The organism is Streptomyces sp. RPT161 (genome assembly GCF_027533845.1).
Classification (GTDB): Bacteria; Actinomycetota; Actinomycetes; order Streptomycetales; family Streptomycetaceae; genus Streptantibioticus_A; species Streptantibioticus_A silvisoli_A.
Genome location: NZ_JAPZVN010000024.1, coordinates 17,565 through 30,870, shown reverse-complemented (window position 1 = coordinate 30,870; position 13,306 = coordinate 17,565). Strand labels below are relative to the sequence as shown.

General features: G+C 72.7%; 11 protein-coding genes. 3 read left to right on the top strand and 8 right to left on the bottom strand.

What is annotated here, in order from left to right:
• Positions 1–365: 365 nt before the first annotated feature.
• A complete protein-coding gene (locus O5O46_RS30435) occupies positions 366–779 on the top strand; it encodes a hypothetical protein (protein WP_269858853.1) in 414 nt (137 codons plus the stop codon).
• A gap of 17 nt (positions 780–796) precedes the next feature.
• Here O5O46_RS30435 and O5O46_RS30430 read toward each other — a convergent pair whose 3' ends face one another.
• Positions 797–1,534 carry a flavodoxin family protein gene (locus O5O46_RS30430; protein WP_269858852.1) on the bottom strand — a complete coding sequence of 246 codons (738 nt, stop codon included), beginning with the start codon at positions 1,532–1,534 and terminating at the stop codon, positions 797–799.
• A 311-nt stretch (positions 1,535–1,845) separates the two neighbouring features.
• On the opposite strand from O5O46_RS30430, the gene O5O46_RS35710 reads away from it, so the two are divergent.
• The gene (locus tag O5O46_RS35710) at positions 1,846–1,980 is read left to right on the top strand and encodes a hypothetical protein (RefSeq protein ID WP_269858851.1); all 135 of its coding nucleotides are present in this window, start codon (positions 1,846–1,848) and stop codon (positions 1,978–1,980) included.
• A 50-nt stretch (positions 1,981–2,030) separates the two neighbouring features.
• On the opposite strand, the gene O5O46_RS30420 is transcribed toward O5O46_RS35710, so the two are convergent.
• Both O5O46_RS30420 and O5O46_RS30415 read right to left on the bottom strand, forming a co-directional pair.
• A complete protein-coding gene (locus O5O46_RS30420) occupies positions 2,031–3,656 on the bottom strand; it encodes a S53 family peptidase (protein ID WP_269858850.1) in 1,626 nt (541 codons plus the stop codon).
• Between the two features lie 152 nt (positions 3,657–3,808).
• Entirely contained in the window at positions 3,809–6,640 is a 2,832-nt protein-coding gene (locus O5O46_RS30415) for a helix-turn-helix transcriptional regulator (protein ID WP_269858849.1), read from the bottom strand.
• Between the two features lie 257 nt (positions 6,641–6,897).
• Between O5O46_RS30415 and O5O46_RS30410 the strand changes: the two genes are divergently transcribed.
• A complete protein-coding gene (locus O5O46_RS30410) occupies positions 6,898–8,451 on the top strand; it encodes a multicopper oxidase family protein (protein WP_269858848.1) in 1,554 nt (517 codons plus the stop codon).
• A 56-nt stretch (positions 8,452–8,507) separates the two neighbouring features.
• On the opposite strand, the gene O5O46_RS30405 is transcribed toward O5O46_RS30410, so the two are convergent.
• Genes O5O46_RS30405 through O5O46_RS30385 form a run of 5 tightly spaced genes read right to left on the bottom strand, consistent with a single transcriptional unit; the run spans position 8,508 to position 13,295 of the window.
• Positions 8,508–8,807 carry a DUF6343 family protein gene (locus O5O46_RS30405; RefSeq protein ID WP_269858847.1) on the bottom strand — a complete coding sequence of 100 codons (300 nt, stop codon included), beginning with the start codon at positions 8,805–8,807 and terminating at the stop codon, positions 8,508–8,510.
• 55 nt (positions 8,808–8,862) lie between these two features.
• A complete protein-coding gene (locus tag O5O46_RS30400; RefSeq protein ID WP_269858846.1) occupies positions 8,863–9,486 on the bottom strand; it encodes a TetR/AcrR family transcriptional regulator in 624 nt (207 codons plus the stop codon).
• The gene (locus O5O46_RS30395; RefSeq protein ID WP_269858845.1) at positions 9,474–10,202 is read right to left on the bottom strand and encodes an enoyl-CoA hydratase family protein; all 729 of its coding nucleotides are present in this window, start codon (positions 10,200–10,202) and stop codon (positions 9,474–9,476) included. Before O5O46_RS30395 ends, O5O46_RS30400 begins: the two co-directional genes overlap by 13 nt.
• Positions 10,203–10,212: 10 nt before the next feature.
• Positions 10,213–11,388: an acyl-CoA dehydrogenase family protein gene (locus tag O5O46_RS30390; RefSeq protein ID WP_269858844.1), complete on the bottom strand. Its 1,176-nt coding sequence runs from the start codon at positions 11,386–11,388 to the stop codon at positions 10,213–10,215.
• Complete coding sequence (locus tag O5O46_RS30385) at positions 11,385–13,295, bottom strand: acetyl/propionyl/methylcrotonyl-CoA carboxylase subunit alpha (protein WP_269858843.1); 1,911 nt, start codon at positions 13,293–13,295, stop codon at positions 11,385–11,387. The genes O5O46_RS30390 and O5O46_RS30385 overlap by 4 nt, the downstream gene beginning before the upstream one ends.
• Between the last annotated feature and the right edge of the window lie 11 nt (positions 13,296–13,306).

The following is a 13,306-nucleotide window of genomic DNA, read 5'->3' as shown; positions in this document are numbered from 1 at the left end:
CTACATCCCGCAGGGTGAGCCCGTACCGCCGTGCCCGTTTCCCTGCCACATCTGCATCAGGAAGGGGCGCCAGAGTGCACCGGCTGACAGCGTGGATGAGTAGGCGCGGAACGCTGCTGTGCGTCGCGTGCATCGCGTTCTGTATGGGCTGGACAATCGCCCTGGGAATCGCCGTCTAAGCCCCCGCTCCGGCCGACCAGAGCGGGCAAGTCCCCCGATGGGGATACAGCCGGAGAGAGCCGACGGGCTCACGCTCCCGCCCCCGTCAGTCGAACGGTGGAGCACGGCCTCCTGGCAGCCGCGACATGCGGACAGAGTGCGATCCGCGACGTCCGCCGCGCTGGCCGAAGATGAAAGATGGTGGCGTGCGACGCGGAACGGCACGGACGGACAGCGGCGGTCAACCCGGTCGCTCTCCCCTGACCTGGGCGGTCGGCTGCTTCCTGGCCGTCGGCGCCGCTTCCACGGTTGCCCAGGCCATGCTCTACTGGGCGCTTCGGAGCTGGTGGCCGCCCGCGCTGGCCAATCTGATCTCGCTCCTGATGATCACGGTCCTCAACGCCGAGGCCAATCGCCGAATCACCTCCCGCCGGTACCCGATCCGGCCCGTGCGTGCGCACCTCGCTGCGAGCGGCCTGTTCGTCCTGGCCTACCTCACCACCTCCGGCGCTGCCCTGATCTTCCGTCACTTCCGCCCCGCCACCGTCGCGGCCTTCCGTGTCCCGACCTCGGCGGCCCGGCAGGCCAGTCGCAACGACCTGGAGTTTTGTCAGGGGTGAGGTGGCGAAGCGGCCGATTACCGGTGTTCGGGGTTCTCGTAGTCGTGGCGGCAGCCAGCGCCCCAGGCGGTTCGCTGGTTGCCGTAGGCGGGGATGCCTCCGGCGTCTTTGAGTATCCGGGCCAGGTGGAGCAGGTTCCAGGTCATGAACGTGGTGTTGCGGTTGGTGAAGTCGTTCTCCGGGCCGCCTGACCCCGGGTCTAGGTACGAAGGGCCGGGGCCCGCCTCGCCGATCCAGCCGGCGTCGGCCTGCGGGGGGATGGTGTAGCCGAGGTGCTGCAGGCTGTAGAGGACGTTCATGGCGCAGTGCTTGACGCCGTCCTCGTTGCCGGTGATCAGGCAACCGCCGACCCGGCCGTAGTAGGCGTACTGTCCGGCTTCGTTGAGGAGGCTGGAGCAGGCGTACAGGCGTTCGATCACCTGCTTGGTCACCGAGCTGTTGTCACCCAGCCAGATCGGACCCGCCAGCACGAGAATGTCGGCCGCCAGGACCTTTTCGTACAGCCCCGGCCAGGCGTCGGTCTGCCAGCCGTGTTCGGTCATGTCCGGCCAGACACCGGTGGCAATGTCGTGATCGATGGCTCGCACGACGTCGACGTGGACGCCCTGCCCCTCCATGATGCCCACGCTGCGGTCGATGAGCCCCTGGGTGTTGCTGCGCAGCGGCGACCGCTTGAGCGTGCAGTTGAGGACGAGGGCCCGCAGGTCGTCGTAGCGAGCAGGCGGTGCGTCGGCGGTCGGCGACTGGGCGGTCAAGGAGCCCTCCCGGGGATCTTGCCACCATGCCCTTCACGGTGGCGCAACGCTGACATCGTGCTGGCCCGGCAGTCGTCGCGGTCGCTGCGGCACAGTCAACTGTCGGCGACCACCCCGACAGCCGAACAACCCCTGGGCAGGTCACGCCGCGCCCGGAGTAACGCGGATGGGGCGCAGGCTCGCTGGTGTACCGCACCTACGTTCGGCTCATCGAAACCACCAGGGGTTCGCGCTGCCGGGCGCGATCGCCGTCAAGCTCGCCCGCCCGCAGCGGCGGGTGCTGGCGATGATGGGCGATCGGCTCGTTCCTGATGAACTCCCAGGAACTGGAGACCGTCGTACGCGAACACGTGCCCCTCGTCGTGCTCGTCCTGGTGGACGAGGAGTACGGCTGTCCCGGCGCGCGACCTCCGAAGTCCGGGGCCGTGGCGTTACCAACCACGTGACCATGGGCTCGGCCCGGGGGTCTGGGCCCCCGGGCCGAGCCCGTACGGCGTCAGCCGAGCAGTTTCGCTGCCAGCGTCGCCGCGTTGTAGGAGCCCCAGCCGCTCACGAAGTCCCAGCCCTTGCCCGCGCTGTAGGCGCCGTTGCTGCCGCTGGTGATGTCGTGGAAGCCGGTGCCGTTCGCCGCGTACAGCTTCGGGTTGGCGAAGCCGAGGTTGGGCTTGCCGGCCGCCGCGGCCTGCTGGTTGACCAGGGCGGCGAAGGCGGCCCACTCCGGGGCGGCGGCGCTGGTGCCGCCGACCGAGGACCAGCTGCCCTGCGAGTAGATGGAGACACCGGGAGACGGGTCGGCGTGCGCCGACACGTCCGGCACCTGGCGGTGGCCGCCGCCCGCGCTCTGCTGGACGGACTTCTGCCAGCTCGGGATGGAGAAGCTGGTGGAGACCCCGCCGCCGCCACCGGACCAGGCCACCTCGCTCTTCCAGGCGTTGGAGGAGCTGACAGTCAGGCGTGTGCCGCCGACACCCGTGACGTACGGGTCGCTCGCCGGGTAGTCCACCGAGGTGCCGCCGTCGCCCGCGTCGTCGGAGCCGTTGTCACCCGAGGCCGCGTAGAAGCCCAGGCCCTCGGCCGCGCCCTGCTTGAAGATGTTGTCCACCGCGGTGATGTTGGTGCTGGTGCGCTGGGTCTCGGCCGCGCCCCAGCTGATCGACGTGGTCGGGATACCGCTGTCGACGATGGCCTGGTAGGTGTCGACCTCGCCCGCGTCGGAGTTGGGACCCTCGAAGACGGTGACGTTCGCCTTGGGCGCGATCGCGTGCAGCACCTCGATGTCCAGCTCGACCTCGACCTGGCCGTCGCCCAGCGCGCCGGAGCCGCCGTCCACCTGCTGTACCGACGGTGCGGGCGAGTTCAGGCCGTAGTGGCTGTCGTAGGCACTGATGTTGGACTGCTGGAAGCCGTCGAACTCCAGTAGCGCGATCTTCTGGCCGCTGCCGTTGGCGGTGCCCTTCACGTTGTAGCCGCCCTTGAGCTGGGCCGGGGTGTAGCCGCCAGCGGGGCCGTTGTGCGGGGTCACGCCGGAGGGGGCCTGGTGGCGCAGTTGGAGCCGGTTGTTCAGGCCCGCCACGTCACTGACGATCGAGGCGATGGAACCGGGGAGTGCCGGCGCGGTGTCGTTGGCGTAGAAGGTGTGGCCGGATCGGGTGTCCTTCCAGGTCGACAGCCTGGTGCCGAAGGCCTTCTGCACCTGGGCGGCGGTGCCGTTGGCGTCGATCAGCAGGTTGCCGGGGTGTACCGCGGTGACGGTGAGGCCCTGGGCCCGCAGGTAGTCCCGGACCCGCTTGACCTCGGCGTCGGTGCGGCCGAACCGGGCGGCGAACTCGGCCTTGGTCAGGTAGTGGCCGTAGGAGCTGGAGCGCGGGTCGCTCACCTTGGCGATGAAGGTGTCAAGTGCCTTGTCGTCTCTGGGAGTCAGGCTCACCGCCACCGATATGCGATGGCCCGAGGCGACGGCGCCGGTGCGCACCGCGTGCGCGCCGAGGCCCTTGACCACGTCACCGGTGAGCGCCGCGCTCGCCGCGTGCGGTTGCGGCGCCGCCGCGTAGGCGGCGGGAACGGCGGCGACGAGCAGGGCCGGAACGGCGGCCAGGGCGAGCAGTTTCAGACGTGGCGTCACTGGGTCCTCCATGGGGGGACGCGCTGCCAGGGCGCTTTGGGCGCACTCTGGTCGCGCTAGGGGCGGAGCGGAACTGACACCACGCTAGAAACGGAGGGACGCTCGCATAAGCGGGGGAACCCTTGCGTCATGTGTTAACTGCCGGTGTCGTGTTAACCCGGTATGTCGACGACGCGTGGTCCCAACTCCCGCCTGGCCGAGGGAAGTTTGCTGCTGATCGGTGTGACGCTGGCGCCGAGTGGACCCACCGCCATCGCATGTGCCAGCGCCGTACGGGAGCGGACCCCGAACTTCCGGTAAACCCTGGACAGCGTGCCCTCCACCGTCTTGACGCTGATGAACAGCTCGGCGGCGACCTCGCGGTTGGTCGCCCCACCGCCCACCAACGCGGCGATCCGGGCCTCGGTGGCGGTCAGTTCGGGACCGCCGCCGCGCTCCACGGCGTCCAGCCGGGCCAGTTCCTCGGCGGACCGCGCCTCCAGCGGTGCCGCCCCGCACACCCGGGCGGTCTCCAGCGCCTCGGTCAGCGCGGCCCGCGCGGCGTTGCGGTGCCTGCCCCGCCGCTCCACCGCCCCGAGCGCGATGAGCGTACGCACCAGCTCCAGCGGAAGCGGCAGTTCACGCAGCCGGTCCGCCGAGCGGCGCAGCAGTGCCGCGCCCGACTTCGCCCGGCCCAGCGCCGCCTCGCGCAGCCCCTCGGCCCGCTCCAGGGCGGCGAACACACTGCCGGGCGGGTTCGCCGCCAGCCGGTGGGCCTCCTGGATCACCGACCCCGCCGCGTCCGTCTCACCCAGCATCACCAGCGCCTCGGCCAGATCGCCGTACCACTGCAGCAGCGGCGGATCGGCGGCGCACATCGCCGCGCCGATCTCCTTGACCCGACGCAGCGCCTCCACCGCCGCCGCGGCGCCGGGCGTGTCCCCGGAGAGCAGCGCGGCCTGACCCAGCACGGCCAGGGCGCGCAGCAGGAACAGCCGGTCGCCGTCCGCCTCGGAGGCCCGGACCGCGCGCTCCGCCAGTCGGCGCGCCTCCTGCGGGGCGCCGCCCGCGGTGGCGGCCAGCGCCGCGGCGTACAGCGCGGGCGCCGACTCCACGCCGGACTCGGTGAGCAGCCGGGTGCAGCGGGCCGCGGTGCGCAGCGCGCGACGGCAGTCGCCGGAGCGCACCTGGACCCGGGTGAGCACGACAAGGCCCGCAAGCCGGTCCTCCACTCCCGCCAACCCCTCGGTGGTGCGCAGCAGTTCGGTGATCTGGGTGTGCGCCTCGGCCACCCGGTCGGAGTCCAGCGCCAGCACCGCGCGCATCCGCACCAGCGCCCGGCTCTCCGGACCGCCGTCCGCCCCGCCGAGCAGGTTGAGCGCCGCCGTCAGCGCCGCGTCCGCCTCGGCGGCCCGACCGGCGAGCGAACGGATCCTGGCGAGGGTGGTGAGTGCTCCGGCCCGGTCGGCGCTGTCACCGGCTGCGGCGGCACGCTCGGCATGCCCCGCGGCCTGCGCCAACTCCCCGCGAAGCAGGCCGCGTAGCGCCGCCCAGTGGTACAACCGGGCCTTGAGGACCGGGTCCTGGGCCGCGTCGTGCAGCCCCTCCTCGATGAGCGAACCGGTGCCCTCCAGTGCCTGTCCGGCGTTGCGCAGCAGGACCAGCCGGGCACGCACCCGTTGCGGGGGCGAGTCGCTACCCTCCAGCACGATCCGTGCCGCCCGGTCCGCCTCCGCGCGCTGTCCGGCGTCACACGCGTAGTCGGCGGCGGCCAGCCAGCGCTCGGCCTGTTCCGCCGGGCGGTCGGCCGGGGTGCGGCGGGCCGCGAGCACGGCCAGTTCGGCCGCCGCGCCCGGTGCGCCCCGGCGGCGGGCGGACGCGGCGGCGGCCAGCAGGGTGGCGGCCGTCGCCTCGTCCTCGTGCGGATGCGCCAGCGCCAAGTGCCGGGCCTGTTCGACGGGTTCGGTCACCGCGGCGGCAAGTACGGCGTGTGCCTCGCGGCGGGCGTGCGCGGTGGCGTCGGCGTAGACGGCCGCCCGGATCAGCGGATGGCGGAAGCGCACCGCCCCGGAGCCGTCGGTACCGGCCACCCCGAGGCGTTCTGCCGCCGACAGATGTGCCGCCGCCCCGGCCAGGCCCGCGGCGTGCAGCACGGTGAGGGTGGGCCGGGCCGCCGCGCTGCACACCAGGAGGGTGCGGCGGACCGGTTCCGGCAGGGTGCGGAACCGGTCGAGCAGCGGCGTACGGAGCCTGCGGGGCACCGGTAGCGGGCCGTCCGGTGACTCGGGCGCGCCCTCGCGCAGCACGGCTCGGGCCAACTCCAGCGCGTACAGCGGGTTTCCGGCGGCGGTGCGCTGGATGGCGCGCAGCACCGGGGGCGGCAGGTCGGCGCCGGTGGCCGCGCGCAGCAGCCGGGTGACGGTGCTGGTCGGCAGCGGGGGGACCGGCAGTTCGGCGGTGCCCGGCGGGCAGCACCGCAGCCGCTCGGGCTGCTCGCCGTCCGGTACCCGCTCGGCCGCGATCATCCGGACGTCCGCGCCGTCCAGGCGGCGCATCGCGAAGGCCAGCACTTCGGCGCTCGGCCCGTCCAGCCACTGGAGGTCGTCCACGACCAGCAGCACCCCGCCGGCGTCGGCCAGCCTGCGCAGCACTTCGAGCAGTGCGATCCGCACCGCGAGCCTGCTGTGCGCACCGGACGGTTCACGGCCGCGCAGCAGCGCGGCGCGCAGGGCGGCGCCCGGCTCGGGCGGCAGGCCGTCCAGGACGCCCCGCGGCACCACCGCCAGCAGGTCGATCAGCCCGACATAGGGCAGCGCCGCGTCCTCGCTCGCGGGTGCGCAGCGCAACACATGGGCGGCGGGCGGCAGTTGGCGCAGGAGTGTGCCGAGCAGACTGGACCGGCCGATTCCGGCGGGGCCGTGGAAGAGGACCGCGCGGTGCGCGGCCATCGCGTCGCGAGCGGTTTCGAGCAGCCCGTCGCGGCCGGTCAGGGCTGGTTCTCGCACGGTCCCACCCTTCGCCCGGAATCCGACGACGATGGGCGGGATCGTTCGAACGCCCATGCGTGTGCTCATGACAACGTTCCGGCGAACGCTTGTCAATGGCGTCGTGTGAACGCCGGATCACGCTTCGCGGAGCCGTCATGGTGACCGTGAGTGTCGCCCTGTTGGCGCAACGCGCGTGGCGGGCGCCGCGGGCCGGACGCAGCGTGGGGGGACAACACCGCGAGCGACGCACACGAGGCGGACGCGGACGAGGAGGCATGATGAAGCGGCGGCGTTTCCTGACAGCGGCGGCGGGGACGGGCCTGGCGGCCGGTGCCCCGTTCGGCGGACGGCTGCGGGCGCCCGGCCGCCCCGGGCTGCCGATGCCGCTGCGCAGCGCCGCCCCGCTTCCGCGTCCGTACCAGGTGCCGCTGCCCGTACCCGCGGTGCTGCGCCCGTTGCGCGCCGACGCCACCACGGACTTCTACGAGGTCACCCAGCAGGTCGCGCACCTGCGCATACTCCCCGGGCTCGAAACCGAGGCTTGGACCTACGACGGCAGCTATCCGGGGCCGACGCTGGTCTCCAGATCCGGACGCCGCACCGTGGTCACCCACCGCAACGAGCTGCCGCAACCGGCCGCCGTCCATCTGCACGGCGGCCACACCCCGCACGACAGCGACGGCCACCCCACCGACCTGATACTGCCGGTCGGCTGGAGCAGGCGGCACCGGTACGCCATGGCCGACACCAGCGGAGTGGGGCGGATAACGCTGGGCGAGCGCACGTACAGCTATCCGATGGACCAGCGGGCCGCCACGCTCTGGTACCACGACCACCGCATGGGCTTCACGGGTCCGTCCGCCTACCGCGGGCTCGCCGGGTTCCACCTGGTGCACGACGACGAGGAGGAGGCGCTGCCGCTGCCGCGCGGTGAGCGGGACATCCCGTTGATGATCACCGACCGGTCCTTCGCCGCCGACGGGTCCTTCCACTATCCGGCGCTCGACCCCGAGTGGGGGATGCCCGGGGTGACCCACCACTGGATGGAAGGGATGCTCGGCGACACGATCCTGGTCAACGGCGTGCCCTGGCCGGTGCTCGACGTACGGCGGCTGCGGTACCGGCTGCGGCTGCTCAACGCCTCCAACTCCCGTATCTACCGGCTGGAGTTGGATCCACCGCCACCGGGCGGGGAAGCGCTGGTGCAGATCGGCGCGGACGGCGGGCTACTGGAACGGCCGGTGCCGCACGACGTGTTGCCGATGGCTCCGGCCGAACGCTTCGACGTCGTGGTCGACTTCGCCCGTTACCGGCCCGGCACCCGCGTACGGCTGGTCAACCGCCTCGGCAGCGGTACCACGGCGGAGGTGATGCGGTTCGACGTCTCCGGCGCGACCCGCGCCCCGGTCGACGAGACCGCGGTGCCAGCCAGGCTCTGCACCTTCGAACGGCTCGACCCGCGCCGCGCCATGGCGGTACGCACGTTCTCCTTCCGCCGGACGACGGCCGGTTGGACGATCAACGGCATGCCCTACCTGCCGGGGCGCTCGCTCGCGGCGCCGAAGCTGGGGACGACCGAGCTGTGGCGGATCGTCAGCGACTTCCACCATCCGATACATGTGCATCTCAACCCGTTCCAGGTGGTGGCCCGTAACGGAGGGGCGCCGGGACGCCATGACGCGGGGTGGAAGGACACGGTGGACGTGCTGCCCGGGCAGTCGGCGGAGATCGCCGTGCGGTTCACCGACTACACCGGGCGGTTCCTGTTCCACTGCCACAACCTGGAGCACGAGGACATGGCGATGATGGCCGACTTCGTCACGCGGTAGCACGGGTTCCGGTGAGGGGCGCGGGTGACGGCGGGCAGCGACACCCCCGCCGGCCGTCACAACCGGAAACGGTGCCACCACGGGGTGCGGCGGTCGGCGGCGCGGTCCGCGGGCCAGTAGGGCGGGATGTCGCGGCCGGGCTGGTAGTGGGCGCCCTGGTGCATGTGGTGGACGATCACGGTGAGATCCACCACCGCCACCAGTGCGACGGCGCCGAAGAATCCCGCCCAGCCCGGCTGCCGGGCGACGGCGAAGCCCGCCATGGCGCCCAGTGACCAGACGAGGCCGAACAGTGTCAGCCCCAACCGCAGCCGCAGCGCGCTGCGGGCCTGTGTCGGTTCGCTTCCGGTACGCATCGCCACGCATCTCCCACCGTCGTGGGTGTGCCCACCCCCAGCGTACGCGCGCCGGTCAGCCGTCCCGGCGCAGCGCGGAGTCCAGGATCCGGGACCACTCCCGCACGATCGCGGTGCGCCGCGGGGTGTCGTCGCGCAGCAGAGTGGCGAGGCCGAGGCCGCGCGCCATGTCCAAGGTGGCCTGCACCGTCTCCCGTACCCCCGGCACGGTCTCGTCCGCGCCCAGGAACTCCACCGCCAGCCGGTGTGCCTCCCGTCCGATGCGGCTCTCCAACGCCACGACCCGCGGCCTTAGTTGGTCCTCGTCGGCGGCGGCCACCCACAGGTGCAGCGCCGCCCGGAACAGCGCTCCGGTGTAGACGCCGACCAGCATCTCCACCACGGCACGGGTGCGCGGCACCCCGCTGTCCGGCAGGGTGCGGGCGTGCTCGCGCAGCGTCGCCAGCCATTCCTCCGCGACATGCTCGATGGCCGCGGTGAACAGGTCCTCCCGGGTGCGGAAGTGGTGCTGGGCGGCCCCCCGGGACACCCCGGCCCGCTCGGCCACCACCGCGACCGTGCTGCCGCCCCAGCCGCGCTCGGCGAGGCAGGCCACCGCAGCCTCCAGCAGTCGCCGCCGGGTCGCCCGGCTGCGGTCCTGCTTGGGGAAGGTGGCGGTGCGCGGCGTCACAACACCCATTGCGGCTCCCGGCGTTCGAGGAAGGCGCGGACGCCTTCGGCCGCCTCCGCCGAGGCGAACAGCCGGGCGGACTGCTCGGCGTACGCCACGGCGTCCTGGTCGAAGCCGCGCAGTACCGCGGCGCTGGTGAGCCGCTTGGACTCGGCCAGGCCCTGCGGGGAGGCGGCCCGCAGCCCGTCGAGGATGCCGTCCAGCGCCTCCAGGCCGGCGCTCACCAGCCCCATCCGCACCGCCTCGGCGGTGTCGAACACCTCGCCGGTGAGGTAGTAGCGGGCCGCGTCCGCGGCCGGTATCCGTGGCAGCACGGTCAGCGAGATGACGGCCGGGGCCAGGCCGAGCCGTGCCTCGGTGAAGGCGAAGGTGGCCTTCGGCCCGGCGACCGCGATGTCACAGGCGGCCAGCAGCCCCAGGCCCCCGGCCCGGACGTGGCCGGTTACGCAGGCCACCACCGGCTTGGTCGACTCCACGACGGTGCGCAGCAGTTGGGTGAGGGCCCGTGGACCGGTGGGGGACTTCTCGGTCAGATCGGCGCCCGCGCAGAAGGTGCCTCCGGTGTGGTTGAGCAGTACGGCGCGGGTGTCCGGGGCCTTGTCCGCCGCCGCCAGCGCCTCGTGCAACTCGGCGACCAGCCCGGTGGACAGGGCGTTGCGGTTGTGCGGCGAGTCGAGGGTGACGATCCGGATGCCGCGTTCGTGGTCCTGTCGGAGGTGGGGCATGCGGGGCTCCTCAGTAGGACTTGGGCAGGCCGAGGGTGTGGTGGCAGATGAAGTTGAGCACCATCTCCCGGCTGACCGGGGCTATCCGGCCGACCCGGGACGCGGTCAGCAGCGACGCCAGGCCGTACTCCTTGGTGAGCCCGTTGCCGCCGAGGGTGTGCATGGCCTGGTCGACGGCGTGCGCCCCGGCTTCCGCGGCCGCGTACTTGGCCATGTTCGCCGCCTCTCCGGCGGCCATGTCCTCGCCGGCGTCGTACAGGAACGCCGCTTTGCGCATCATCAACTGGGCCAGTTCCAGCTCGATCCGCACCTGGGCCAGCGGATGGGCGATCGCCTGGTGCGCGCCGATCGGCGTGTCCCAGACCCGCCGGGTGCGGGCGTACTCCACAGCCGTGTCCAGCGCGTAGCGGCCCATTCCCAGGGAGAACGCGGCAGTCATGATCCGCTCGGGGTTGAGTCCGGCGAACAGTTGCAGCAGGCCCGCGTCCTCGTCGCCGACGAGCGCGTCGGCGGGCAGCCGTACCTCGTCCAGGAACAGCTGGAACTGCTTCTCGGGCGCGACCAGTTCCATGGGTATCGGCCGGAACTCGAAGCCCGGTGCGTCGCGCGGGACGATGAACAGGCAGGGCTTGAGCTTGCCGGTCCTGGCGTCCTCGGTCCTGCCGACGATCAGGGTCGCGTCGGCGATGTCCACGCCGGAGATGAAGACCTTGCGGCCGGACAGCAGCCAGTCGCCGCCGTCCCGGCGGGCGGTGGTGGTCAGCCGGTGCGAGTTGGAGCCCGCGTCGGGCTCGGTGATGCCGAACGCCATCCGCACCGAGCCGTCGGCGAGCCCCGGCAGCCAGCGAGCCCTCTGCGTTTCGGTGCCGAACCTGGCGATGACGGTGCCGCAGATGGCGGGGGAGACCACGAGCAGCAGCAGCGGGCAGCCGGTCGCCCCCAACTCCTCCAGCACGATGGACAGTTCGGCGATCCCGCCGCCCCCGCCGCCGTACTCCTGCGGCAGGTTGACGCCCAGATAGCCCAGCTTGGCCGCCTCCCGCCACAGCTCGTCGGTCTGCCGTCCCTCGCGGACGACCGAGGTGAGGTACTCGCGGCCGTAGCGGCGGCCCAGGGCGGTGACGGCGGAGCGCAGTGCGCGGCGTTCCTCGCTGTCCAGCAACGCGTTGTCCAGGGTGACGCTCATTCGGTGGTGCCCTCCTGCGTGACGACGGCCAGTACGGTGCCGACCTCGACCTGACGGCCGACGGCGGCCTGGAGCGTGCTGAGGGTGCCGGAGGCGGGGGCGGTGATCTGGTGCTCCATCTTCATCGCCTCCAGCCAGACCAGCGGCTGCCCGGCCGCCACCCGGTCGCCGACGGCGACCTCGGCGACGCGTACCACCGTGCCGGGCATCGGGGCGATCAGTGAACCCGGCGCGGTACGGGTGTGCGGCTCCGGGAAGCGCGGCAGTGCGGTGAGCGCGACCGCGCCGAGCGCCGAGTCGACGTACACCCGGTCCCCGTACACCGAGACGTCGAACTCGCGGCGCACACCGCCCACTTCGAACACCGCACGGTCCGTGGTGTGGGTCAGCAGCCGGACGTCCGGGTGGCCCTCGGCCAGCAGCCCCTCGCGGCCCAGCCGGTAGCGGACCTCGTGCTCCTCGCCGTTCGGCGCGGCGCGGTACCGCTTGGACTGCGGCTGCGACGGTACGTTGCGCCAGCCGCCGAACGGCGAACGGCCCGCGGCGTCGCACAGCGCCGCGGCCAGCGCGGCGAGCCGAACCGGTCCCGGATCGGTGGCGGTCGGCGGCAGCTGGCCGAGGAACGCCGTGGTCACCCCGCCGTCGACGAACCGCGGATCGCGCAGCACCCGCACCAGCAGGTCGCGATTGGTGACCGGGCCGTGGATCCGGGCCCGTTCCAGCGTGTGGGCGAGCAGCCGCAGCGCCTGCTGCCGGGTCGGCGCGTGGGCGATGACCTTGGCGAGCAGCGGGTCGTAGTGCGCGGTGACCGTGCTGCCGTCCTCGATGCCGGAGTCCACCCGTATGCCGTCCGCCGCGCGGACGGCGAAGCGGTGCACGGTGCCGGTGCGCGGCTGCCAGTCGTGGGTCGGGTCCTCGGCGTAGAGCCGGGCCTCGATCGCGTGCCCGCTCGGCGGCGCGGGCTCGCCGGGCAGCCGGGCGCCCTCGGCCACCCGGATCTGCCAGGCCACCAGATCAAGGCCGGTCACGCACTCGGTGACCGGGTGCTCCACCTGTAGGCGGGTGTTCATCTCCAGGAAGTACGGGCGGCCGTCCCCGGAGACCAGGAACTCCACGGTGCCCGCCCCGACATAGCCGATCGTCCGTGCCGCCTCGCGGGCCGACTCGTACAGCGTGCGGCGCAGTTCGTCGCCGATGCCGGGAGCCGGGGTCTCCTCGATGACCTTCTGGTGCCGCCGCTGCACCGAGCAGTCCCGCTCGCCGAGCGTCCACACCGTGCCGTGCGCGTCCGCCAGCACCTGCACCTCGATGTGGCGGCCGTCCTCGACGTACGGCTCGACGAAGACCTCGCCGTCCCCGAACGCGGCGCTCGCCTCGGCCCTCGCCGCGGTCAACTCTCCCTGGAGATGGCCGAGTTCGCGGACGACGCGCATACCGCGTCCGCCGCCGCCCGCGGCGGCCTTGACCAGCAGCGGCAGTTGGTCCGGTGTGGCGGTCGCCGGGTCGACCGGTTCCAGCAGCGGCACACCGGCCTTCGCCATCAGGGTCTTGGCCCGGGTCTTCGACCCCATCGCCTCGACCGCCTCGGGCGGCGGGCCGATCCAGGTCAACCCGGCGTCCAGTACGGCACGCGCGAACCCGGCGTTCTCCGAGAGGAATCCGTACCCCGGGTGCACCGCGTCCGCGCCCGCCGTGTGCGCGGCCCGCACGATCAGCTCGCCGCGCAGATACGTGTCGCCGGGCGCGCTGCCCGGCAGCCGCACGGCGGCGTCGGCCTCGCGTACGTGCGGGGCGTCGGCGTCCGGGTCGGAGTAGACCGCGACGGTGGCGATGCCGAGTTCGCGGCAGGTCCTGAAGATCCTGCGGGCGATCTCGCCGCGGTTCGCCACCAGCAGGGAAGAGATCACGTAGCAGCCCC

Coding starts and splice junctions, on each gene's coding strand:
- O5O46_RS30390 (WP_269858844.1), bottom strand. CDS start 11,388: ATGAGCGTCACCCTGGACAACGCGTTGCTGGACAGCGAGGAACGCCGC.
- O5O46_RS35710 (WP_269858851.1), top strand. CDS start 1,846: ATGAACTCCCAGGAACTGGAGACCGTCGTACGCGAACACGTGCCCCTC.
- O5O46_RS30410 (WP_269858848.1), top strand. CDS start 6,898: ATGATGAAGCGGCGGCGTTTCCTGACAGCGGCGGCGGGGACGGGCCTG.
- O5O46_RS30405 (WP_269858847.1), bottom strand. CDS start 8,807: ATGCGTACCGGAAGCGAACCGACACAGGCCCGCAGCGCGCTGCGGCTG.
- O5O46_RS30395 (WP_269858845.1), bottom strand. CDS start 10,202: ATGCCCCACCTCCGACAGGACCACGAACGCGGCATCCGGATCGTCACC.
- O5O46_RS30400 (WP_269858846.1), bottom strand. CDS start 9,486: ATGGGTGTTGTGACGCCGCGCACCGCCACCTTCCCCAAGCAGGACCGC.